The sequence below is a fragment of the Pseudomonas sp. 10S4 genome (assembly GCF_034344865.1).
Lineage (GTDB): Bacteria > Pseudomonadota > Gammaproteobacteria > Pseudomonadales > Pseudomonadaceae > Aquipseudomonas.
On the sequence record NZ_CP133774.1, the window covers coordinates 134,256 to 156,421 of the forward strand.

Annotated in this window: 22 protein-coding genes and 2 pseudogenes; 10 read left to right on the forward strand and 14 right to left on the reverse strand. The window is 58.7% G+C overall.

Features of this window, described 5'->3' with window-relative positions:
- Positions 1 to 147 precede the first annotated feature (147 nt).
- Complete coding sequence (locus tag RHM58_RS00685; protein WP_201257449.1) at positions 148 to 396, reverse strand: DUF6124 family protein; 249 nt, start codon at positions 394 to 396, stop codon at positions 148 to 150.
- A gap of 498 nt (positions 397 to 894) precedes the next feature.
- Here RHM58_RS00685 and RHM58_RS00690 point away from each other — a divergent pair, with 498 nt between their 5' ends.
- On the forward strand, positions 895 to 1,440 hold the full coding sequence (locus RHM58_RS00690) for a hypothetical protein (protein WP_322269416.1): 546 nt from the start codon (positions 895 to 897) through the stop codon (positions 1,438 to 1,440).
- Here RHM58_RS00690 and RHM58_RS00695 read toward each other — a convergent pair.
- Positions 1,379 to 2,254, reverse strand: a complete 876-nt coding sequence (locus RHM58_RS00695) for a LysR family transcriptional regulator (protein ID WP_322269417.1) — start codon at positions 2,252 to 2,254, stop codon at positions 1,379 to 1,381. The genes RHM58_RS00690 and RHM58_RS00695 overlap by 62 nt on opposite strands.
- Positions 2,255 to 2,374: 120 nt before the next feature.
- On the opposite strand from RHM58_RS00695, the gene RHM58_RS00700 reads away from it, so the two are divergent.
- The 5 genes from RHM58_RS00700 (at position 2,375) to RHM58_RS00720 (ending at position 6,667) form a co-directional block, all read left to right on the forward strand.
- On the forward strand, positions 2,375 to 2,806 hold the full coding sequence (locus tag RHM58_RS00700) for a PACE efflux transporter (protein ID WP_322269419.1): 432 nt from the start codon (positions 2,375 to 2,377) through the stop codon (positions 2,804 to 2,806).
- A gap of 42 nt (positions 2,807 to 2,848) precedes the next feature.
- Positions 2,849 to 3,481, forward strand: coding sequence for a glutathione S-transferase family protein (locus RHM58_RS00705; RefSeq protein ID WP_201257452.1), 633 nt, complete (start codon positions 2,849 to 2,851; stop codon positions 3,479 to 3,481).
- Between the two features lie 210 nt (positions 3,482 to 3,691).
- On the forward strand, positions 3,692 to 4,432 hold the full coding sequence (locus RHM58_RS00710; RefSeq protein WP_322269421.1) for an NAD-dependent epimerase/dehydratase family protein: 741 nt from the start codon (positions 3,692 to 3,694) through the stop codon (positions 4,430 to 4,432).
- Positions 4,433 to 4,557: 125 nt separating this feature from the next.
- Positions 4,558 to 5,982, forward strand: a complete 1,425-nt coding sequence (locus RHM58_RS00715; RefSeq protein WP_322269423.1) for an MFS transporter — start codon at positions 4,558 to 4,560, stop codon at positions 5,980 to 5,982.
- Positions 5,983 to 6,118: 136 nt separating this feature from the next.
- The gene (locus tag RHM58_RS00720; protein WP_322269424.1) at positions 6,119 to 6,667 is read left to right on the forward strand and encodes a hypothetical protein; all 549 of its coding nucleotides are present in this window, start codon (positions 6,119 to 6,121) and stop codon (positions 6,665 to 6,667) included.
- Positions 6,668 to 6,796: 129 nt separating this feature from the next.
- On the opposite strand, the gene RHM58_RS33840 is transcribed toward RHM58_RS00720, so the two are convergent.
- From RHM58_RS33840 to RHM58_RS00730, 3 genes and pseudogenes are all read right to left on the reverse strand, one after another.
- Positions 6,797 to 7,255, reverse strand: coding sequence for a methyl-accepting chemotaxis protein (locus RHM58_RS33840; RefSeq protein ID WP_416195310.1), 459 nt, complete (start codon positions 7,253 to 7,255; stop codon positions 6,797 to 6,799).
- Between the two features lie 84 nt (positions 7,256 to 7,339).
- A pseudogene (locus tag RHM58_RS33845) lies at positions 7,340 to 8,116 on the reverse strand (PAS domain-containing protein); the annotation flags it as partial.
- 437 nt (positions 8,117 to 8,553) lie between these two features.
- Positions 8,554 to 9,426 carry a LysR family transcriptional regulator gene (locus tag RHM58_RS00730; RefSeq protein ID WP_322269426.1) on the reverse strand — a complete coding sequence of 291 codons (873 nt, stop codon included), beginning with the start codon at positions 9,424 to 9,426 and terminating at the stop codon, positions 8,554 to 8,556.
- Between the two features lie 99 nt (positions 9,427 to 9,525).
- Here RHM58_RS00730 and gstA point away from each other — a divergent pair, with 99 nt between their 5' ends.
- Positions 9,526 to 10,128 carry a glutathione transferase GstA gene (gene gstA, locus RHM58_RS00735; RefSeq protein ID WP_322269427.1) on the forward strand — a complete coding sequence of 201 codons (603 nt, stop codon included), beginning with the start codon at positions 9,526 to 9,528 and terminating at the stop codon, positions 10,126 to 10,128.
- A 143-nt stretch (positions 10,129 to 10,271) separates the two neighbouring features.
- Here the strand turns inward: gstA and RHM58_RS00740 are convergent, their stop codons facing one another.
- From RHM58_RS00740 to RHM58_RS00755, 4 genes are all read right to left on the reverse strand, one after another.
- Positions 10,272 to 11,285, reverse strand: a complete 1,014-nt coding sequence (locus RHM58_RS00740) for an ABC transporter substrate-binding protein (RefSeq protein ID WP_201206062.1) — start codon at positions 11,283 to 11,285, stop codon at positions 10,272 to 10,274.
- Complete coding sequence (locus RHM58_RS00745; protein WP_322269428.1) at positions 11,282 to 11,830, reverse strand: sigma-70 family RNA polymerase sigma factor; 549 nt, start codon at positions 11,828 to 11,830, stop codon at positions 11,282 to 11,284. The genes RHM58_RS00740 and RHM58_RS00745 overlap by 4 nt, the downstream gene beginning before the upstream one ends.
- Positions 11,831 to 11,974: 144 nt before the next feature.
- A complete protein-coding gene (locus RHM58_RS00750; RefSeq protein ID WP_322269429.1) occupies positions 11,975 to 12,766 on the reverse strand; it encodes a phosphate/phosphite/phosphonate ABC transporter substrate-binding protein in 792 nt (263 codons plus the stop codon).
- A gap of 133 nt (positions 12,767 to 12,899) precedes the next feature.
- Positions 12,900 to 13,841 carry a fatty acid desaturase gene (locus tag RHM58_RS00755; protein WP_322269430.1) on the reverse strand — a complete coding sequence of 314 codons (942 nt, stop codon included), beginning with the start codon at positions 13,839 to 13,841 and terminating at the stop codon, positions 12,900 to 12,902.
- Positions 13,842 to 14,304: 463 nt separating this feature from the next.
- On the opposite strand from RHM58_RS00755, the gene RHM58_RS00760 reads away from it, so the two are divergent.
- Together RHM58_RS00760 and RHM58_RS00765 are read left to right on the forward strand one after the other, a co-directional pair.
- Positions 14,305 to 14,742 carry a GNAT family N-acetyltransferase gene (locus RHM58_RS00760; protein WP_322269431.1) on the forward strand — a complete coding sequence of 146 codons (438 nt, stop codon included), beginning with the start codon at positions 14,305 to 14,307 and terminating at the stop codon, positions 14,740 to 14,742.
- A 60-nt stretch (positions 14,743 to 14,802) separates the two neighbouring features.
- Positions 14,803 to 15,624 carry a class I SAM-dependent methyltransferase gene (locus RHM58_RS00765; RefSeq protein ID WP_322269432.1) on the forward strand — a complete coding sequence of 274 codons (822 nt, stop codon included), beginning with the start codon at positions 14,803 to 14,805 and terminating at the stop codon, positions 15,622 to 15,624.
- 129 nt (positions 15,625 to 15,753) lie between these two features.
- Here RHM58_RS00765 and def read toward each other — a convergent pair whose 3' ends face one another.
- The 3 genes and pseudogenes from def to RHM58_RS00780 form a co-directional block, all read right to left on the reverse strand.
- Positions 15,754 to 16,293 (reverse strand): peptide deformylase, encoded by a 540-nt coding sequence (gene def, locus RHM58_RS00770; RefSeq protein ID WP_201206073.1) that lies wholly within the window; start codon positions 16,291 to 16,293, stop codon positions 15,754 to 15,756.
- A gap of 2 nt (positions 16,294 to 16,295) precedes the next feature.
- Positions 16,296 to 17,242: pseudogene (locus tag RHM58_RS00775) on the reverse strand (YihY/virulence factor BrkB family protein).
- 176 nt (positions 17,243 to 17,418) lie between these two features.
- Complete coding sequence (locus RHM58_RS00780) at positions 17,419 to 17,610, reverse strand: CsbD family protein (protein ID WP_201206077.1); 192 nt, start codon at positions 17,608 to 17,610, stop codon at positions 17,419 to 17,421.
- Between the two features lie 199 nt (positions 17,611 to 17,809).
- On the opposite strand from RHM58_RS00780, the gene RHM58_RS00785 reads away from it, so the two are divergent.
- Positions 17,810 to 18,187 carry a hypothetical protein gene (locus tag RHM58_RS00785; protein ID WP_322269434.1) on the forward strand — a complete coding sequence of 126 codons (378 nt, stop codon included), beginning with the start codon at positions 17,810 to 17,812 and terminating at the stop codon, positions 18,185 to 18,187.
- Between the two features lie 267 nt (positions 18,188 to 18,454).
- On the opposite strand, the gene fadD1 is transcribed toward RHM58_RS00785, so the two are convergent.
- Both fadD1 and fadD2 read right to left on the reverse strand, forming a co-directional pair.
- Positions 18,455 to 20,146: a long-chain-fatty-acid--CoA ligase FadD1 gene (gene fadD1, locus RHM58_RS00790; protein WP_322269435.1), complete on the reverse strand. Its 1,692-nt coding sequence runs from the start codon at positions 20,144 to 20,146 to the stop codon at positions 18,455 to 18,457.
- Positions 20,147 to 20,477: 331 nt separating this feature from the next.
- Complete coding sequence (gene fadD2 / locus RHM58_RS00795) at positions 20,478 to 22,166, reverse strand: long-chain-fatty-acid--CoA ligase FadD2 (RefSeq protein ID WP_201206083.1); 1,689 nt, start codon at positions 22,164 to 22,166, stop codon at positions 20,478 to 20,480.

Here is a 22,166-nt window from a genome sequence, read left to right on the forward strand (position 1 = left end):
GGCTTGCCCCGTTGGGTTGCGAAGCAGCCCCAGAACCTACGACCGCATTTTTTCAGGTAGTCCGCATGCACCGGTCTACGACTGCTTCGCAGCCGAACGGGGGCAAGCCCCTCGCCACAGGTTAACTCTCAGCCCTGGATTCAGCGGTTAGTCTTGCGAATCGAGGTTATCCAGCACCCGGTTCACCGCCAGTTCAGCCTGCAGAATGATCTGGGCAATCCCCTGCGCCGTGTTGCGCTGCGTACCTTCCAGAAACGCAGCGAAGTCATGGGCAATGACACACGCCGAGGCCAGTGATTCGCAGGCGTGGGCCAGCAGGGTCTCGTTGTCGATATTGGGATTGATGGCGAAGATTGGACTGGGTTTACGCGGGGGATTGGGGGTTGGCTTGAACATGATCACGCTCCTAGAGTCATGGAGCTGCCACGATTCGCTGCTAGACGAAAATAAGGTGACAGCTGTGCGCGGGCTAGCAGACCGGGACTCTAGAGACCGGTAGACCCGAAGGTCTTCCCACGCACAGCCGCCATAACGTGAACGGATCACGAACGGTGAACGCTATGCGTCTAAAGTACCCAGGCTGCTAGACCCGATCGCTGAATTGCAGCGACACGGGAACGATAGTGTCCGGATGCCAGGCACACAAGCCGGCGGATTCTGGCGTAGTTGTAGGCAATGGAGCAAGAACCTGTAGCCTTCGGCAACCTGCTGAAACCTCTTTCCTACGGAGCATTCCTACATGCTTGTCTGTGGCGAGAGAAGCTGAGACCGGCGACTGATCATCCGCATTCTGAAACACCTTTTATCGGACACTCTATCGGCACGCGTGCAGAATCCTCGGCACTCGTGACCTGACTCAACAACGGCCCCCGGCACTTCCCCCCGGACACCTCCATGCGCAAAACATCCCTTTTTAACCCACTCCTGCTGCTCTGCATCAGCCAGCCACTCCACGCCGCAGAGCCAGACAACTGGACGCACCTTTTGAACGAACCAGGCTTCATGCCGGCGATCAAAAGCTGCCTCGCCGTTCATCCGCAAGGTCAGGGACCGGCCGTTGTCATGAATGTCTGGCATGCCAGTCTCGAAGAGGCCGGCGTCATGACCACCGATCTGGGCGGAGGCCGACAGGTATGTTACGCCAGTAAACAAACGGGCCAGGTCAGTCGATCCGAGACGTTGTTCGATCTGCCCGGGCCGTTGTTTGTTTCCGTTGATCAGGTTTCGGTCGCCCCCAAGGGAACGTGCATCGAATCCACCCCGGTGTACGTCAACCTAAAACTCCAGGGCTGGATTCTCAGGCAACCCGTACTCGACCCCAACCTTCCCAGCGCCTGTTCGTCTCCAATCTGGGACGAACTGCTCAACACTGAACGGGCTAAGTCCGCCCCATCAACTCAACAAACGCCAACGCGCCCTTCTGCAACGGCTGGCTCTTGAGCCACACCGCATGCACCGGCAACACCAAGCCGTTTTCGATGTTCCTGAACCTCAGGCGCTTGAGCCTTCCAGCGTCCAGCAACGGCTGCACAACCGACAACGGAAAGTTGCCCCAGCCCAACCCGGCTTCGACCATTTCCAGTGCCGCCGCCAAGGTGTCGGTGCGCCAGTAAGACTCAGCCACCAAGGGCCGGGTTTCGCTGATCGGCAAGTCTCGGCTGGCGACGATGATCTGCCGTACATGCACTAGGTCTTCCAGAAACAAACCCTGCCCCTGGAACAGCGGATTGTCCGCCGCCAGCGTGGCGATCATCCGCTCGGTGCCGACGAACTGAAACCGCTCCAGCACGTTCATGCTCAACCCGGCGAATGCCGGGCACACGCTGACCCGTCCACTGTGAAGCATCGCCAGCACATCATCCTGGGGCGCACTGAGCACTTCGATTTCCAGCAGCGGATGACGCTCGGCAATGACCTTGATCGCCGCCATCAAACCGCGCTTGTCGATGTCCGCCACCACCCCGATCGATAACTTGCTTTCCAGCCCCAACGACAACTCGACCGCATGCACCTGCAACTGCTTGAGCTGATCAAAAATCAGCCGGGCATGAGGCACCAAGGCACTGGCCATGGCGGTCGGCACCGGTTCGCGATGACTGCGGTCAAACAGCGGATAACCGAGCTCGGCTTCGAGGTTGCCGATGCCCATGCTCACCGCCGACGGTACTTTGCCTAACGCCCGGGCAGCGGCGGAAAACGAGCCGCGCTCGATCACCGCGAGAAACAATTCGATGCTGTCGCTGTTGAAGTTCATCCGACGTCCTATCAATAAAACTGAAAGCTACTGACTTTTTCTATCAGCCATATTGAAGCTATCTTTTGTCGCCTTCGCCAGCGCTGCTGGCATTTGTTCGCAAGAAAGAGGCAAAACCCTATGCAAGGCGTTAAACGCAAACTGGTCTACGTGTCGCTGTATGAAGTCATCGGCATGACCTTCTCGGCCCTCGGTCTAGCGCTGTTGTCCGGCACTTCGACCGGCAGCACTGGCCCGCTGGCGGTGATCATCACCACCCTCGCCGTGACCTGGAATTTCATTTACACCGCGCTGTTCGAACGCTGGGAAAGCCGCCAGCCCTCGCGCACCCGCACCGTTAAACGGCGCATCGCCCATGCCGTGGGTTTTCAACTAACCTTGATTGTGTTCCTCATCCCGTTGATCGCCTGGTGGATGAACATCAGCCTGGTCCAGGCGTTTCTCCTCGACCTGGCGCTGATCATCTTCATCCCGTGCTACACCTTCGCGTTCAATTGGTTGTTCGATCGCACGTTTGGCTTGCCGGCGTCGGCGCTGCCGGACCCCGCTTAATGTTAGATTCCCGAGGCGTCGATTCGCTAAAGGAGTAGCTCCATGGAACATGCACTGAAGATTCTCGGTAAAGCGTCGTCCATCAACGTCAGAAAAGTCCTGTGGACCTGTGATGAGCTGGGCGTTTCCTACGAACGTGAGGATTGGGGCAGCGGTTTTGCCTCGACCCACAGCCCCGAGTTCACCCGTCTCAACCCCAACGCCCAAGTGCCGGTGATCATCGATGAGGCCGGGGTGTTGTGGGAGTCCAATACCATTTGCCGTTACCTGGCCGGCAAGCATCACAACCACGATTTGCTGCCCAGCGAACCGGCCGCGCGCGCGCGGGTAGAACAGTGGATGGATTGGCAGGCCACCGAGCTCAATCGGTCCTGGGGCTATGCGTTTACCGCGTTGGTGCGCAAGGACCCGGAATGCCAGGACCAGCACCAGATTGTCGTCGGCGTCAATGACTGGAACCACAAGATGGGCATCCTCGAACATCAACTCGCGACCACCAAAGCCTACGTCGCCGGACCACGCTTCACACTGGCCGACATCGTTATCGGTTTGTCGGTCAACCGCTGGTTGATGACGCCGATGGAGCGGCCCGACTACCCCGCTGTCGACGAGTATTTCCAACGGTTGGCGCAGCGTCCGGGCTTCATGAAGCACGGCTGCAACGGCTTGCCATAACGACTGTCATCGCCCAAAAAGATAAAGCTGACAATGAATACCCTGTGGCGAGGGAGCTTGCTCCCGTTGGACTGCGCAGCAGTCCCCTTCTTTTGGATAAAGAGAGGGGCCGCTTCGCAGCCCAGCGGGAGCAAGCTCCCTCGCCACTGGTTCGGTGTCAGGCTTAACTGATCGGCATTACCACCGCCCCTTTTCCAAAAAGAGAGATTCATGAACGGACTCAACGTACTGCTGACCGGTGCCTGCGGCAGAATCGGCAAAACCTTTTTCGAAGCCTCGAAGGATCGCTACACCTTCGTGCTGACTGATCGCATCAAACCCGACTTCCCAATCGAGGCTCCCCACCGCTTTGCACGGGTGGATCTGACCGATCCCACCGCCATAAGTGAAGCGCTGAAAGGCATCGACGTCATCGTCCACCTGGCCGGAATCCCCCACGCCACCGCGACCTTCGATGAACTGTTGCCCAACAACATTCTGGCCACCACCTACCTGTTCGAAGCGGCAGTGGCGGCGGGTTGCAAGCGACTGGTGTTCGCCAGCAGCGCGCAAACCATCGAAGGCTACCCGGTGGACCGGCAGATCACCCCTGGCATGCAGGTCATGCCGGCCAATCTGTATGGCGTCAGCAAATGTTATGGCGAAGCGTTGTGCGCGTTTTACGCCACAAAACGCGGGCTCTCGACCATCGCCATTCGCATCGGCGCATTCGAATTCCCGGATCGTCATGAGCTGACCAACGCCCGAGACTTGAGCGCCTGGCTCAGTCCTCGGGATGCGGTGCAGTTGCTGCAGCGTTCCGTGGAAGTCGAAGGCGTGCAGCACCTGATCGCCCATGGGATTTCCAACAACCGGTTCAAACGTCTCGATCTCAGTGAAACCACGCGGGTGCTCGGTTATCTGCCAGTGGATGATGCGTTTCGCGAGTTTGATATCCCGATCGCGCCATAACCCCTTAAAACGTAAGCCGTTATTGCAATAAATAAGCGAGTTTCGGGATAACGCCGCCAAGATTCACAACCATTCATTTCCGATAGCAGGCTAAGCTTCCTCTTCAACAAAAATCGGATCAGCCCATGCCTGCTCACTCCCCCGCCGCTGCTCAGTCAGACGGCATCGACCCTGTTCGTGCCGCACAGATTTCCGCCCGCATCGACCGCCTCCCCGCCGTCTCCACGATATGGAGACTGGTGGCATTACTGTCGATTGGTGGTTTTTTCGAGCTGTATGACCTGTTCCAGACCGCATACATCAGCCCCGGCCTGATCCGCGACGGGATCTTCGCCACCGGCAGTCAGGGTGTGTTCGGTTTCTCCGATCAGGCAGCGTTTGCCTCGGCGACATTTCTTGGACTGTTCCTTGGCGCGAGCTTGCTGAGCCCTTTGGCTGACCGCTTCGGGCGGCGTGCGATCTTCACGTTTGCGCTGATCTGGTACACCATCGCGACCGTGGCCATGGGCGTGCAGAGTTCGGCATTGGGCATCATCTGCATGCGCTTTCTGGTGGGCATTGGTCTGGGCATTGAGTTGGTGACCATCGACGCCTACCTCTCGGAATTAGTGCCCAAACGCATGCGCAGTTCGGCGTTTGCCTTCGCGTTTTTCGTGCAGTTTCTGTCGGTGCCGGCGGTGGCACTGATGTCCTGGTGGCTGGTGCCGCAGGCGCCGTTCGGGGTCTCCGGCTGGCGCTGGGTGGTGTTGGCCAGTGCGGTGTTTGCCTTGTTCATCTGGTGGTTGCGTTCGCGCTTGCCGGAGTCGCCGCGGTGGTTGGCCCAGCATGGCCGTTTTGATGAGGCCAGCCGGATTCTGGATGGCGTCGAAGCGCGTTGTGTGAAGGATCAGGGCAAGCCACTGGACGAGCCGGAACTCGCGGCGGTCGACGTTCAGGGCCCGGGCCGTTTTGCCGATATCTGGCAGCCACCCTATCGTCGTCGGGCGTTGATGCTGATTGTCTTCCACGTGTTCCAGGCCATCGGCTTCTTCGGTTTCGGCAACTGGTTGCCGGCGCTGCTTTCGGGCCAAGGCGTGAGCGTGACCCACAGCCTGATGTACGCCTTCATCATCACGCTGGCCTACCCGCTCGGGCCGCTGCTGTTCGTGAAGTTTGCCAACCGCTTCGAGAACAAATGGCAGATCGTCGGTTCGGCCTTGGGCGCCATGACCTTCGGCACGCTGTTCGCGCTGCAGACCAGCGCTGTCGGACTGATCGTCTGTGGGGTGATGATCACCTTCTGCAACGCCTGGCTGAGCTTCGCCTATCACTCCTACCAAAGCGAACTGTTCCCCACCAACATCCGTGCCCGGGCCGTGGGCTTCTGCTATTCGTTCAGCCGTTTGTCGACGGTGTTCAGCAGTTTGCTGATCGGGATCTTTCTCGAACACTTCGGCACGCCGGGGGTGCTGGCGTTTATTGTCAGCAGCATGCTGATCGTGATGATCACCATCGGCTACTTCGGGCCGCGCACCCGGAACCTGGCACTGGAGAACATTGCTCACCGCTGACGCCTGCGCGGTTGCCGCCCAGCGGCAAAGTTTGACCGCTGCCGTCGCTCAAACGCCCCAAATACAGGGCGATTCAGCGACGGCACGCTAATTGCTCCGACACACCCGACAGCAATTACCTACAGGCTTACCCATCATGTTGGTCAACGCCCAGAAAGCTTCCATCATTCAACCGACGCAACGCACGGACATGGACCCGACCACGGCCGCCGCCAGCGCGCTGTACAGTGGTTTGATCCAGAACGCGCAGAACACCGTCGCGCAGATCAAGCAGGACAGCACCAACGTCCAGGCCTCCGGACTGACATCTGCCACCCAACAAGTCAGCGCCGCGAGCACCATCAGCGACAACGTTGATGAAGCGTTCGCCAAAACCCGCGTAGGCCTGCAAACCGCTGTCCCGGATGACTCCACCACCAAGTCCACCGACAGCACTGCGATGACCGACTTCAAGGACTACATGAGCAAATCCCCGGAACAGCGGATGCGCGACAGTATCCTGCAAGGGATGGGCATTACCGAAGACCAATTGAGTGCCATGCCACCGGCGCAACAACTGGCCATCGGCAAAGAGATCGCCCAGCGCCTCGAAGATAAAATGAAAGTGGCGCAGACAGAGAAAGCAAATAGCAGTACCTCGAGTGACACGACTCAGGCGACTGACAAGTTTCTTGCTTCGCTGTAAGCCAAAGTACAAAACCTGTGGGAGCGGGCTTGCTCGCGAAAGCGGTATGACAGTCAACGTAGATGTTGAATGTAATTACGCCTTCGCGAGCAAGCCCGCTCCCACATTTGATTTGCGGTGTTCCTGGGATCAGTTCAGTTGCAGGGTTGAGTTGAACTGACTGATCGCATCCACCACATGCCGCGACCCTTGCTGAATCTCCAGAATCACCTCCCCCGCCTCGTTCGCCAGTTCCACGCCTAGCCCGGTTCGGCTCAAACTCGATTGCATGCTCGACACCGCGCTCAGCGACAAATCATGGTTTTTGCGCACCACCTCGACAATCTCCAGCGTTGCCTGACTGGTTCGGGCCGCGAGGCTGCGGACTTCATCCGCCACCACCGCGAACCCGCGCCCATGCTCCCCGGCCCGGGCCGCTTCGATCGCGGCGTTGAGCGCCAGCAGGTTGGTCTGGTCGGCGATGCCGCGAATGGTCTGGACGATGGTGCCGATGATGTCGGACTGCTTGCTCACCGCATCGATGCTCAGGGCCGCTTCGTTGAGGTCGCGGGAAATGTCCTGAATGATCTGCACCGTTTGCTGAACCACCAGGGAACCTTTCTGCGCACAGGCGTCGTTTTGTACCGAGGTGCTGTGGGCCGATTCCGCGGCGGTTTGCAGGGTCGTGACCTGTTGAGTGATATCGCTGGCGAACTTGACCACTTTGTACAACCGGCCCTTGGTATCGAACAGTGGGTTGTAGGACGCTTCCAGGAATACCGTATGACCGTACTTGTCTTTGCGCTCGAAACGGTGCGAGTGATATTCGCCGCGATTGAGTGACGCCCAGAACGCTTTGTACTGCGCGGACTCGGCTTCGGCACGGTGGCAGAACAGGCTGTGGTGTTGACCCACTACTTCGTGGAGCGAGTAATGCATGGTTTTGAGGAAGTTTTCATTGGCGGTAATAACGCGACCGTCCGGGGTGAATTCGATTACCGCCATGGACCGCCCGATGGCCGCCAGCATGCTCTCCTCTTCGTGCTCTTTATAGATTCGGCCAGAGATGTCCGAGGCCACTTTCATCACACTTTTAATCTGGCGATCGGGTCCGAATACCGGCATGTAACTGGCTTCAAGCCAGATCTCTTTGCCCGCCTTGTTCAATCGCAGGAAGGTGCCACTGACCGGTTCGCCACGAGCGAGGTCGCGCCACAACTTGGCGTAGGCTTCACTGCGATAGAACGCTTCTTCACAGAAAATGCGGTGGTGTTTACCGCGAACTTCTTCGACGCTGTAGCCCATGGCGGCGCAAAAGTTTTCGTTGGCGTCGAGCACGATGCCTTCGGGGCTGAACTCGATCATCGCCATCGAACGACTGACCGCCGCCAACTTGGCGTTGGTCTCGGTCAATGCACAGTTGAAGCGTTCGATCTCCAGCAAGTCAGCCTTGTGATGTAGGTTGAACATGGCTCTATCACCTTAAGCGCGTTTTTTTGATTGATGAAAGTTCTTGGTCTTTCAAGATCCACCACTACGTTCCACGGAACAGGCGCACGCATCCCTCCACAGGAAGGATTTGTCAGGTGATAAATGATGTTTAATCGGAGAGTCCCTGCTGCGACGCTCTTATCAAGGCATCCTTCTCTTGATAGCCCGGTCGGGCCAACCTAACGTTTTGCTAAGTAACTCCATTTACCGGATGGCTCCATGTTGTTCAGTGTCGGTGCCTTGAGTTGCGCACTCTGCGGCTTATGTCACGGGCTCACTTTTGCAGTCACGAACCATTCATTTTTGCGACTGAAATAGTTAGTTACGACTGAGCATAGCCAGTGAAATGTCGGATGCAATGCCATTAGTCGGCCAGTATTCAGCACAAAATCGGTTCAGCATCCATTCATTGCCGATCATTGATCGGCGAGCATGCCCAGCAACGCTTGTACTGCGGCCGACGGTGCCTTGTGTGCCGCCACCACCAGGGCAAACTCGCGATCGATCCGCGGGGTTAACGGAACAACCCGCAGGCCCTGGCGATTGGCTGGCAGTGTCATTTCTGGCACCAGCGTCACCCCGATGTTTTCTCGCACCAGGGTGAACGCGCTGCTCCACTCGCGGACCTCGGCCCGCACGTCCAGCAATTGCAACCCGGCGTCGGCCGCCAGGCTGCGGGCATTGGTCGAACAACCGCCGGTGGCCAGTACAAAGGGTTGCGCCACCAATTGAGCGAGACTGATACCGTCTTCAATGCAGCCACGCGCCAGAGGGTGGCCGGCGGGCAGCACCGCCACCCAGGCATCGCGCCCCAAGCGCCCGACGCTGCGCCCGGACGCCGGGTTCAACACCACGCCGACATCCACCAAACCGGCTTCGAGCAAGGTTTCGACTTCATCGTCGCTGACTTCCAGGGCCACTACTTGAATGCCGGGGTAGAGACGATTGAACTGGCGTAGCAGCGGCGGTAGAAACGTTGCCAGCACCATCGGAAAACTGGCCAGCCGAATGCTCCCGCGCTGGACGTCCCTGGCGGCATCGACGGTGCTGCGAATGTTCTCCAGGGCACCGAGCATGGTGCGTGCCTGCTCGATCACCGGCAGGCCGATGGCGGTCGGCAGGGTCTGGCGGTTTTCCCGGCTGAACAGTTGAACGCCCAGGGTCTCCTCGATCAGCGCCAACGCCTGACTGGCGCCGGACTGCGTCATGCCGACCCGCTCGGCCGCCCGGGTGATGTTGCCGGTATCGGCCACCGCCACCACCATTCGCCAATGCATCAGATTCATCATGGCAGTAGCTGTCCTTATGGCAGTGTTCTGAAAGATTAATTTTACGAAGCCCGGCGCGCACTATGACACTGGCCTAAACCCCCAACCAGAGCCCTGCCCATGAAGTTGTATTACGCACCCCAAGCCTGTTCGATGGCGCCGCACATTGTGTTGCGCGAACTGGGTCTGCCCTTCGCATTGATTCGTGTCGATAACAGCACCAAGCAAACCGTCGCCGGTGAAGACTTCCTCGCCATCAACCCCAAGGGCTACGTCGCGGCGCTGCAACTGGACAACGGCGAGGTGTTGACCGAAGGCCCGGCGATCCTGCAATACCTGGCGGACCTGCGGCCCGAAGCGAATCTGGCGCCGGCGAACGGGAGTTTCGAGCGAGTGCGATTGCAGGAATGGCTGAACTTCGTCTCGACCGAGATTCATGGCGGGCTCGGTGCATTGTTCAATGCGCAGTTTCCCGATGAGGTGAAAGTGCTGATCAAGGCGAAACTGTTCAAGCGTTTTGGGGTGTTGAGCCAGACGCTGGAGCGACAGGATTATTTGATGGCGGGTGGGTTCAGTGTTGTCGATGCGTATCTGTTTACGGTGTTGCGCTGGACCGGTTTTTTTGGCATCGATCTAAACGAATGGCCAGCATTGGCGCGGTTTCAGGCAAGGATTGATGCGCGTCCGACGGTGAAAGCGGCGTTGGCGGCGGAATTGGCGTAGGGCTGAAGGCCATTCGCGAGCAAGCCCGCTCCCACAGGGGATCTCCAGTGAACACAGACTTTGTGAACACCAAAAATCCAATGTGGGAGCGGGCTTGCTCGCGAAGGCTATCGCTCAAACACCACAAAAACATCAGAAAGAACCTACAAACTCCCACTCACCTTGGTCGCCACCTCCCCCGGCACCCAAGCCTTCCATACCTGCGGCTGATCACGCAAAAACGCTTCGGCCACCTGACGCGGTTGCTGACGTTTTTCGCTCATCTGCGCCAGGGTCTGGTTCAGCAGACCAATCGGCAAGTCGACCTTTTCAAAGAACGCCACCAGGTCCGGGTACTGCGTCTTGAACGGCGCGGACACGCCAATCGCCAAGCTGGCCGGCATTGAACGGGTGCCCTTCGGATGCGGGTTGTTGGCATCGGCCAGGGTCTTCCAGGCTTCGGCATCGAACGGCGGCTCTTCAAGTTTCACCAGTTTGAAACGGCCCAACAACGGTGTCGGCGACCAGTAGTAGAACAGCACCGGTTTGCCACGGCGGATCGACGACGCCACCTCGGCATCCAGCGCCGCACCGGAGCCGGTACGGAAGTTGACGTAGTCGGCAGTCAGGTCATAGGCCTTGAGTTTCTGGCTGTTGACGATCTCCGAAGTCCAGCCAGTAGGGCTATTGAGAAAGCGCCCGCGGCTCGGGTCTTCAGGGTCGCGGAACACGTCCTTGTAGCGGGCCAGGTCAGCAACGGACTTCAGCTCCGGGGCCAACGGTTTGATGCCGCGTTCCGGGTCACCCTTGATCACGTATTCCGGCACCCACCAACCTTCGGTGGCGCCTTTGACCGTGTCGCCGAGGCCGAACACTTTGCCTTCGGCCGAGGCCTTGACCCACGCCGGACTGCGCCCGGCCCATTCTTCGCCGATCACCTGGATATCGTTCTTGGACAGCGCCGCTTCGAGGCTGACGGTGCTGCCGGGCAAGGTGTCGGTCGGGTAGCCGTAACCTTTCTCGACGATCAGTCGCAGGACTTCGGTGATGAAACTGCCGCTTTCCCAGGCAATGTCGCCAAAGTGGATCGGCGTGGGTTTTTCGGCGGCAGGAACGTGGGTAGCCACGAGGCTCAGGGCCAGCAGCGAACTGCCGAGCAGGGTTTTGATCGATCTCATGCGGACCTCTGGGTCAAAGGTGTTCGATTGATGGATTCATTGGCGCTGTGCTGGACGCACAAAGCCTGGGAGCGGGTCATGTAGACGCTGACCGAACGCTGGGAAATGCCCAGTTCCGCGGCGATTTGCGGGTAGGTCAGGCCATCGATTCGCGACAACAGGAACGTTGCCCGGACCTTGCCCGGCAAGCGTTCAAGCGTGCGGTCGAGGCCATGCAAGGCTTGGGTCAGTTGCAGCAGGTCTTCGGGCGATCCCGCCTGATGCGGGTCGAGTTGCTGCAATTGATCGAGGTGCTGGCGCTCCAGATCCCGGCGGCGCCAAAGCTGATAGATCAAGCGCTGGGCGATGGTGGTCAGCAAGGCGCGGGGCTCGCGAATTGGCGTCAGCCCTGGGGATTCCAGCAGTTGGGTGAAGGTTTCGGCGGCAATGTCTTCGACGCTTGCGCTGGCGCCCAACTGCCGGCGCAACCGTGCGCACAGCCAGGCGTAATGCGCGCGGAACAATCCGCCCACGTGGTGACGATGGGAAAGGTCGGCGCCGGACATAGGGGCTCCTGGGGTTAGGGGTCGCTGAATGTCCGGTGATCCGGTGGCGCGATTCTAGCCAAGAGCCTTATTCTTTAATAAGACTTAAAAGGCATTTTTATATTCGATTATGGAATTTAAAGAGATAAAGTCAAAAGATCGTACCTAACGCAACCGCCCATACCCCAACGCCTCGGCCTCTTGCTGGTAATCGAGCACGATCTGATAGTCGCTTTCCGTCGCGGGTAACACCTCTCGCAAACCCAGGATCTCGGCAACGTCCGGCAACTCCCGCAACGCCTCATTCATCACCCGCCGAAGCCTCTCGATCTGCTCATCGCTGGCACTGGCAGCGGTGATGTAAGGCAAGGTCGGACTGAAGGCACTTCGAGCGATAACGCGCAAGCCGGCCACTTCCGCTTCGGCGTGCCGCGCCAGGTAGGCGAAGGTCACGCTGTCGATGGCCGCCAGGTCAGCCAGGTCTTCACGCAGCCAGCGCAGGCTTTCGCGGTGGCCACCGCTGATGCCGACACTGGCGAAGAACTGGCCGTCGCGGTGCAACGGCGCCAGTCGATGACGCAGCAGGTTCATGCCGCTGTTGGATCCTTCGTCGTTGATCACCCCGCGACTGTTGTGAAAGGCCGGCAAGCTGCGGCGCGGATCGTCGGCGCGGCAGAGCAACAGGCTGCAATGGTTGCCGGTGTTGCTGTCCGGCAGTTCATAACGCGGGCGACCAACGACCCGGACCTGACCGCGTAACAAGGTCATCAGCGGATAGCCGCAGGTTTGGGTCAGCAGCAGGTTCGGGGAGCACCAGAGGTCTGGCAGTGACAGCCCTTCGGCGGTTTGGCGGGACACGCCCAGTCGCTCGATCATTCGGGTCAGCCAGACTTCATTGGCCTGGCGGATTGGCTCGGGGGCGACGTACATCAGTAGTTCGGCGATGCGTTGTGTCATCGAAATCTCCCATACAACGAATATCCAATGTGGGAGCGGGCTTGCTCGCGAATGCGCTGTGTCAGTCGACATCTTGGGTGCCTGATACGCCGCATTCGCGAGCAAGCCCGCTCCCACAAGGGATCACCTTCAATCAATAGAATGGATGCTGCGGGCTGTCGATCGCCTTCACGCCATTTTGGCGCCACAACTGCCCATAACCCTGCACCAAAAACCCGCCACTGCGCGCCAGCCATTGCTCACGACGTGCGTGATAAGCCGTGGGCAAGTCATACCAGGGCAGGCTCGGCAAGTCGTGATGCACCAGGTGCAGGTTGTTGTTCAGGAACAGCCAGCTCCACGGCCACGCCGCTTCATTGAGCACGGTACGTTGCTCGGGTTGGGCGTTCGGGCGGTGTTCATAGTAGGAGCGAATCATTGCAATCGACAGCGCCGGCACGCTGATCAGCAACAGGTAATGCCACACCGGCAGCACGCTGAAGTGCGCGATGAACGCCAGCATCAACACCGTAAGCGTGCTGTGGGTCAACCACATCAGCCAGGCTTGGCGCTCGCCCGTGCGCAGGCGTCGCAGTTCTTTGCGGGCCAGGGCCTGCAACGCCATGGGCGCGCCAACCATGACGCGCCCGAGCACGGTTTTGTTCAGCCGGTGCAGGGCCTGTTTGAACACCGAGCTGCGTTGCCAGTGCGCGGCGCTGAGGTAACGGCTTTCCGGGTCGCGACCGGGGACGGTCAGGTCTTCGTCGTGGTGATGCAGCAAATGGCTGTCGCGATAGAGGGTGTACGGAAACCACACTGCAAACGGTGCGTAACCGAGGAGTTTGTTCAGGGCCAGCCTGCGCGTGGGGTGCCCGTGGAGCAATTCGTGTTGCACCGACAACCAGAGCACCACCAACGGAATCAGCAACAGCGTGCTCCACCAAAGGCCCAGCCGGTCACTGGCCAAGACAATGCTGAACCAGGCCGCGTACACGCCAATCAGCAACAACCAGGTGGGCCATTCGGTGCGAGCGGTCAGGCGTTGGCGCAGGGTTTCGATTTCTTCTCGATGGGCGGCGTCGAAGTAATGGGACATGGCTTTGCTCAGAACGGGACTTGTCCCTCTCTGTGCAATAGCGTGGGGAAATCTTGCAGATTATTTGGTTAGGTCGTCAGAGTGTGTTGGTTAAGCATTTGTGGCGAGGGGCTTGCCCCCGTTCGGCTGCGCAGCAGTCGCAAAGGCGATGACCATTCTTCAGGTCAACCGCAGGGGAGCGCTTCGCGCTCCAACGGGGGCAAGCCCCCTCACCACAAAAAGCCCCTTAGCCACAGGGTGATTCAGGTCTCAGTGCCCGAACACGTCCACCTTCTTGGCCTTCTTGTCCGCGCGCTTTTCATCGGCGGTTTTTGCCGGTTTTTTCTTCGCAGCTTTCTTTGAATCCATGCCTTTGGCCATGATACGTACTCCACTCATACGGGATGTGAAGTCAGGTATACACCTATCGCGCCGCTCGCGTTCTTTTATAATCGCCCGCTCAGCCAACCGACAGCCAAAGCCCATGCCAGACACCCAATACACCTTGCTCGACGAGCCGTTATGGCCGTTGATGAACAAGTTTTACCGCGCCCACCAATCGCCAATGAAAGCGGTGCGCGATGCTCAACTCTGGGTGGCCAGGCGCGGGGAAATCGTCGCCGCGCTGTGCTTGCGCCCCGTGTCGGGCGGGCATTGGTTGACGGGGTTGTTTGTCGATCCGGCCTGTCGCGAGCAAGGCGTGGCGGCGGCGCTGATCGCCGCAGCCGTCAAGGACCTCGACAGCCCGGCGTGGCTGTTCTGCCACCCGGATTTGCGCGGATTTTACGAGCGTCGCGGCTTTTATTTCGACCCGCAAATGCCCTACGCCATGGTCGAGCGCTTGAGCCGTTACGCGCGTAGCAAACCCATGATCGCCATGGGCTTAGAACCGTTGGCGAGGTCGACCATCGATAATGTGTGATCGCCCGTCGATGGCTGCGTGCTAGCCTCGTGGTCGACTTCGACTTCGCCAGGATGCGCCATGAAACCTGCCCTACTCGCCTTGACCCTCACCGCCCTGCTCGCCCCTGTTTTGGCTCACGCTGCCGACACGCAACCCGTCTCGGCCAAGCAATACGCCGAGGTGCTAAAAGGCACTTGGCGCGCGCCGCAGAACGTGGTGCGCGACGTCTACCGTCACCCGCACCAGAGTCTGCAATTCTTCGGTTTGCGGCCGAATCAAACAGTCATCGAAATCACCCCCGGCAGCGGTTGGTACAGCGAATTGCTCGCCCCGCTGCTCAAGGATCACGGCACCTATATTGCCGCTGTCCAGGCGCCGACGGTCAGTGACTCGGCGCGCAAGAACGAAGAAACGCTGAAGACGAAATTCGCCGTCGCGCCTGCCCAATATGCCAAGGCCCGGGTGGTCGAGTTCGACCCCAAGGCCCCGGTGTTGGGCAAACCCGGTTCAGCCGATACCGTGCTGACCTTTCGCAACGTGCACAACTGGGTGCTGGCGGACACGGCGCCGTTGATGTTCGAGTCGTTCTTCAAGGTGTTGAAACCGGGTGGCGTGCTCGGTGTGGTGGATCATCGGGCCAAGGACGGGGCGTCGCTGGAGGACATCAAGCACAGCGGTTACCTGACCACGGCGTATGTGGTGAAACTAGCGACCGATGCCGGGTTCAAGCTTGAGGGACAAAGCGAGATCAATGCCAACCCGAAGGACACCAAGGATTACCCTGAAGGCGTCTGGACCTTGCCGCCGACGTTGACGTTGGGGGAGAAGGACAAGGCTAAATATCTGGCGATTGGTGAGTCGGACCGGATGACGTTGCGGTTCATCAAACCCGCGAAATAAAGATTCAGAGCACACCTAAATCAACTGTGGGAGCGGGCTTGCTCGCGAAGAGGGAGTGTCAGTCGATATCTTTTCGCCTGACACACCGCTTTCGCGAGCAAGCCCGCTCCCACATTGTTTTGTGGTGATTCAGTCGTCGGCGTTGGGGTCGAGGTCCGGAAACATCACTTCAGTGAAGCCGAACTTAGTGAAGTCACTGATCCGCGACGGGTACAACCGACCGATCAAATGATCGCACTCATGCTGCACCACCCGCGCATGAAACCCCGAGGCAATACGCACGATCGGCTGGCCCCTCGGGTCAACGCCTTCATAACGAATGTGCTGGTAACGATCCACCGCGCCGCGCAGGCCGGGCACCGACAGGCAACCTTCGAAGCCCTCTTCCAGGGTCGGACTCAACGGCGTGATCAGCGGGTTGATCAGAATCGTCTGCGGCACGGCTTCGGCGTCGGGATAGCGTTCGCTGTGCTCGAAACCGAAGATCACCAGTTGCAGGTCGACGCCGATCTGCGGCGCGGCCAGGCCAACGCCACCCACGCTTTCCATGGTCTGGAACATGTCGTCGATCAGTTGCCACAACTCGGGGCTGTCGAACATTTCGGCCGGCACGGGAGGGGCAATGCGCAGCAGGCGTTCATCGCCCATTTTCAGGATTTCACGGATCATGTTCAGGCTTCGTCAGAGGTCGGTTTGAGCGAGTGGTCCCGTCCCAGTCCCGAAACGTGTTGTTTGGGTTCGTCGTTCTCGCCAGGGACCTTTTCGCCAGGGTCCTTGCCTTCGCTCGACATATGCTCGATCACCGCATTCATCTCCGCGCCGAGCAACAGCACCGCCGAGGAAATGTAGAAGTACAGCAACAGCACGATGATCGCGCCGATACTGCCATACATGGCGTTGTAGTTGGCGAAGGTCTTGACGTAAAACGCGAAACCCAACGACGCGATAATCCACACCACCACGGCCAGTACCGAGCCTGGGGTGATGAAGCGAAACTCTTGTTTGACGTCAGGCATGACGTAATAGATCAATGCCACCGCGACCATCATCAGGATCACGATGACCGGCCAGCGCGCGATGGTCCAAACCGTGACGATGAAATCTTCCAGCCCGACCTGCGACGCGATCCAGCCCATCACCTGCGGCCCGAGCACCATCAATGCGGCAGCGGCCAGCAGCATGCCAGCAATGCCGACGGTGTAGAAAATCGACAGTGGAAAACGCTTCCAGAGCGGACGACCCTCGACCACATCGTAGGCGGCGTTCATCGCGTTCATCATCAGCCGCACACCGGCAGAAGCGGTGTACAGGGCGATGACGATACCGACCGAGAGTAACCCCCCTTGGATTGCTGGAGTTGATCAATGACCGGGTTCACTTGTTCCAGGGCCTGGGGCGGCAATACCAGTTCCGATTGCAGACGCAGCCAGGAGAAGAAGTCCGGCAGGTGCAGGAAACCGATCAGGGCAATCAGGAACAGAATGAAGGGGAACAACGAGAACAGCATTTGATAGGCCAGCGCCGAGGCGTAGGTCGACATTTCATCGTCGATGAACTCTTTGACCGTACGCACCATCACGTGGTGCAGGGGCAGACCTTTCATGTCCGGGAAAATCATTAGCGTCTCCTTTCGCCGCAAAAAGGTTGAAGTCGGGGCGACTCAGAGGCCGTTTTCTACATCAAAGTAGCCTACTTGGCGACTCTGAAACAATTTCGTTGTTTTAACCGGGGCGGCTGACGCAAAAACGGCCATCCGCGGATGGCCGTTTCAGTGTGCCTTGAAGGGGCGGCACGTCAGGACTTATCGACCGCTTTCTTGATCGCGTCCTTGGCTTTGCCGACTGCTTGCTGTGCCTCGCCTTTCTTCTCCTGCATCTTGCCTTCAACTTGCAGTTTGGTGTTGTCAGTGGCCTTGCCGACGCCTTGCTTGACGTTGCCGACCGCTTCGTTTGTCACGCCTTTAACTTTATCGCCAGTGCTGCTCATGGTGTTTCTCCTGTGAACAATTCAAAGGGCATAGTCGTTACACAAAGATTGACCGGCAGCGTTTGCACGGAGTTTCATTTATTTTTAACGCGACATTTCATCGCTGCGCGCAGGTTGGGCTTTATGTTTGCCGTCCAACCCCGAGAATGCGCAACGTATTCAGGCCATGGCGCTGAAGATCCAATCCCGTAGGAATGTTATGAAACTCGATAAAAAGCAGGCCATTGCCCGCAGAAACCTGGAGCTCGGCGGTGCTGTGCTTGGCGTCAACAACTGCCATTTCACCGAATTGAACCGCAATCGCAACATCTGGTGGTTCGACATCCCGGTAGCGCGCCTTGCCGTTGGTCAGTACGAATGGGTTCACCTGCTGATGCACACACCGGACACCGACGAACTGGTGCACCTGAAAGTGCCGACGGTGTTCCTGCGCGAGAAGCTCGAAGGCCTGGTGGTGCGCAATGAAGGCAAACGCAAAGCAGCCCTGAGCCTGGAACTGAGCGCCGACAAGGACTCGTACCTGCAGGACATGCGTCCGGCGGGCACCAACGTCAACTTCGCGCCGTTCCGACTCTAAAAGCCAACGCGGACCATTGTGGCGAGGGGCTTGTCGGAATGCCGCATCACCCCGTTCGGCTGCGAAGCAGTCGTAAAACCATCTTATGCGGTGCACCTGATGCACCGCGGTTGCAGGTTTTAGGGGCGCTTCGCACCCCAACGGGGTGGTGCGGCATTCCGACAAGCCCCCTCGCCACAGAAAGCTCTTTACCCACAAGAGCGCGCCTGATATTTCGGGCAAACAAAAAGCCCCGCATCTGCGGGGCTTTTGTGTTTTACGCGGGGCTTACTTCTTCAGGCCCAGCTTTTTCAGCTCTTCGTCGCGCAGTTCGCGGCGCAGGATCTTGCCGACGTTGGTGGTCGGCAGCGCATCGCGGAACTCAACGGAACGCGGGACCTTGTACCCGGTGACGTTGGCGCGCATGTGCTCCATCACCGTTTCCTTGGTCAGCGTGACGCCCGGCTTGGCAACGATGAAGATCTTGATCGCCTCGCCCGACTTCTCGTCCGGAATACCGATGGCTGCACATTGCAGCACGCCCGGCAGGGTCGCGAGCACATCTTCCAGTTCATTCGGGTATACGTTGAAACCCGAGACCAGAATCATGTCTTTCTTGCGATCGACAATGCGCATGTAGCCATCAGGCTGGATCAGCGCGATGTCACCGGTCTTCAACCAGCCTTCGCTGTCGAGCATTTCATCGGTGGCTTCCTGACGCTGCCAGTAGCCCTTCATGACTTGCGGACCTTTCACACACAGTTCGCCGATTTCGCCTAGCGGCTGTTCAACACCGGCATCGTCGATGACTTTGCACAGGGTCGATGGAACCGGAATACCGATGGTGCCGACCTGAATGTTCTGGATCGGGTTGACCGTGGCCACCGGGCTGGTTTCGGTCATGCCGTAACCTTCGCAGATGGCGCAACCGGTGACCGCTTTCCAGCGCTCGGCGGCGGCCAGTTGCAGGGCCATGCCACCGGACAGGGTGACCTTCAGCGCCGAGAAATCCAGCTTGCGGAACGCTTCGTTATTGCACAGCGCCACGAACAAGGTGTTCAGGCCAACGAAACCGCTGAACTTCCACTTCGACAGTTCCTTGACCATCGCCGTCAGGTCGCGTGGGTTGCTGATCAGGATGTTGTGGTTGCCGATCAGCATCATCGCCATGCAATGAAAGGTGAAGGCATAGATGTGGTACAGCGGCAGCGGCGTGATCAGGATCTCGCAACCTTCATTAAGGTTGGAACCCATCAGCGCCTTGCACTGCAGCATGTTCGCCACCAGGTTGCGGTGGGTCAGCATTGCGCCCTTCGCTACGCCGGTGGTACCGCCGGTGTATTGCAGCACCGCGACATCGCCGCTGTCCGGGTTGGCTTCAGCCACTGGCTGGCCGTGGCCCTTGCTCAGCACGTCGTTGAACTTGACGGCCTTGGGCAAGTGATACGCCGGGACCATCTTCTTCACATACTTGATGACGCTGTTGATCAGCAGGCGCTTGAGTGGCGGCAGCAGGTCGGCGACTTCGGTGACGATGACGTGCTTGACGCCGGTTTTCGGCACCACGGTCTGGGCCAGATGCGCCATGTTGGCCAGGCAGACCAGGGCTTTGGCACCGGAGTCGTTGAATTGGTGTTCCATCTCCCGCGCGGTGTACAGCGGGTTGGTGTTGACCACGATCAGCCCGGCGCGGATCGCACCGAATACGGCGACCGGGTACTGCAACACGTTAGGCAGTTGCACGGCGATTCGATCACCGGGCTGCAAGTCGGTATGCTGTTGCAGGTAAGCGGCAAAGGCACCGGACAATTCGTACAGTTCACCGTAGGTGATTGTCTTGCCCAGGTTGCTGAATGCCGGTTTGTTGGCGAAGCGTTGGCAGGACTGCTTCAACACTGCCTGAATATTCGGATACTCGTCTGGATTGATGTCGGCAGCAATCCCGGCAGGGTACTTATCCTTCCAAAAGTCTTCGATCATGGAAGCCCACTCCTCAGCAACGCGAATTCATCACCGCATTTGATGCGATTATTATTGGTGTATGTTTTTTATTGGTGAGTCTGGCTTTTATATAGCCGAGATGTCACAAAGCGCGCCGAGAGTAGCAGCTTTGCAAAGGGCCGCCTAGAGCCCAAAACAGCCTCCACAGTCATATTAGTGACTCAAGACCAATCAATGGTCTTTTTTAGAGCAAAGATTCTATAGCGACAGAAAACGCTCTAAAACAAGCCTTACAGCCAAACAGCGAATACAAAAAAAGGGGCGACCGCATTTGGTCGCCCCTTTTTGCTGTAGCTTCGCTAACAATTCATTACGCGATATCGCGTAACTCCCGCCGCAAGATCTTGCCCACCGGCGTCATCGGTAACGACTCACGCAACACAATATGCTTGGGCACTTTGTAGGCGGTGAAGTTTTCTTTGCAGTACGCCTTCAACTCTTCAAGGCTGACTCCCGACTCACGAGCCACCACAAACAACTTCACCGCTTCCCCCGAACGTTCGTCCGGCACGCCGATGACTGCGCAGTTGGCGACTTTCGGGTGAGCCATCACCACGTCTTCGATTTCGTTCGGGTACACGTTGAAGCCCGAGACGATGATCATGTCTTTCTTGCGATCGACGATACGCACGAAACCGTCCGGGTCGATCACCGCGATGTCACCCGACTTGAACCAGCCCTCGGCATCCAGCACTTCGGCGGTGGCTTCGGGTTTCTGCCAGTAGCCCTTCATGATCTGCGGGCCCTTGATGCACAACTCGCCCCGCTCGCCCAACGGCTGCTCAATGCCGTCATCATTGATAATTTTGAGCGTAGTGCCCGGCACCGGCAGGCCGACCGTGCCGATTCGCGACTTATCGCCATACGGGTTGGTGCAGGCCACCGGTGAGGTTTCGGTCAGGCCGTAACCTTCGGTGATGCGGCAACCGGTGAGCTGTTCCCAACGCTCGGCGGTGGCCTTGACCAACGCGGTGCCGCCGGAGTTGGTGAGCTTGAGGCTGGAGAAGTCGAGGGTCTTGAAGTCCGGGTGATCCATCAGCGCCACGAACAATGTGTTGAGCCCCAGCAATGCCGAAAACCGCCAGTTCTTGAGTTCCTTGATAAAGCCTTTGATGTCCCGTGGATTGGTGATCAGCACGTTATGGTTACCGGTCACCATCATGCACATGCAGTTCGCCGTGAATGCATAGATGTGGTACAGCGGCAGCGGCGCGATCATCACCTCCTGCCCTTCGCGCAGCAGCGGCTGACCGTCGTCGCCGAACTGCCCCAGGCACGCCCGCGCCTGCTGCATGTTTGCCACCAAGTTGCCATGAGTGAGCATCGCGCCCTTGGCCAGACCGGTGGTGCCGCCGGTGTATTGCAACACCGCGATGTCGTCGAGGCCGACGCTCAGTGGCTTGATGCCCAGGCCCCGGCCCAGACGCAGCGCGCTTTTGAAGGAAATAGCCTGGGGCAAGGAATAGTCCGGGACCATTTTCTTGACCTTGCTCACCATCGTGTTGACCAGCCAGCCTTTGGCGGTGGGCATCAGGTCGCCCATCTTCGCTTCGATCAAATACTGGATGTCGGTGTCGGCCAGCACTTCCTGAACCTTGGCGCCGAACATGTTCAGGTAGACCAGCGCCCGGGCACCGGAATCCTTGAACTGATGACGCATCTCCCGCGGGGTGTACAGCGGGTTGGTGTTGACCACGATCAGCCCGGCGCGCAAGGCACCAAACACCGCTATCGGGTAATGGAGGACGTTGGGCATCTGCACCGCGATGCGATCGCCCGGCAGCAGGTCGGTGTGGGCTTGCAGGTAACCGGCGAAGGCAGCGCTGTGGCGTTCGAGTTCGGCGTAGGTCAGGGTCACGCCCATGTTGCTGAACGCCGGGCGATCCGCGAACTTCTTGCAGGAACGCTCGAACACCTCGATCACCGACTTGTAAGCCCCAAGATCAATGTCCAGGGGCACGCCGGCCGGGCGTTTGTCATTCCAGAAATCAGGTTGCAT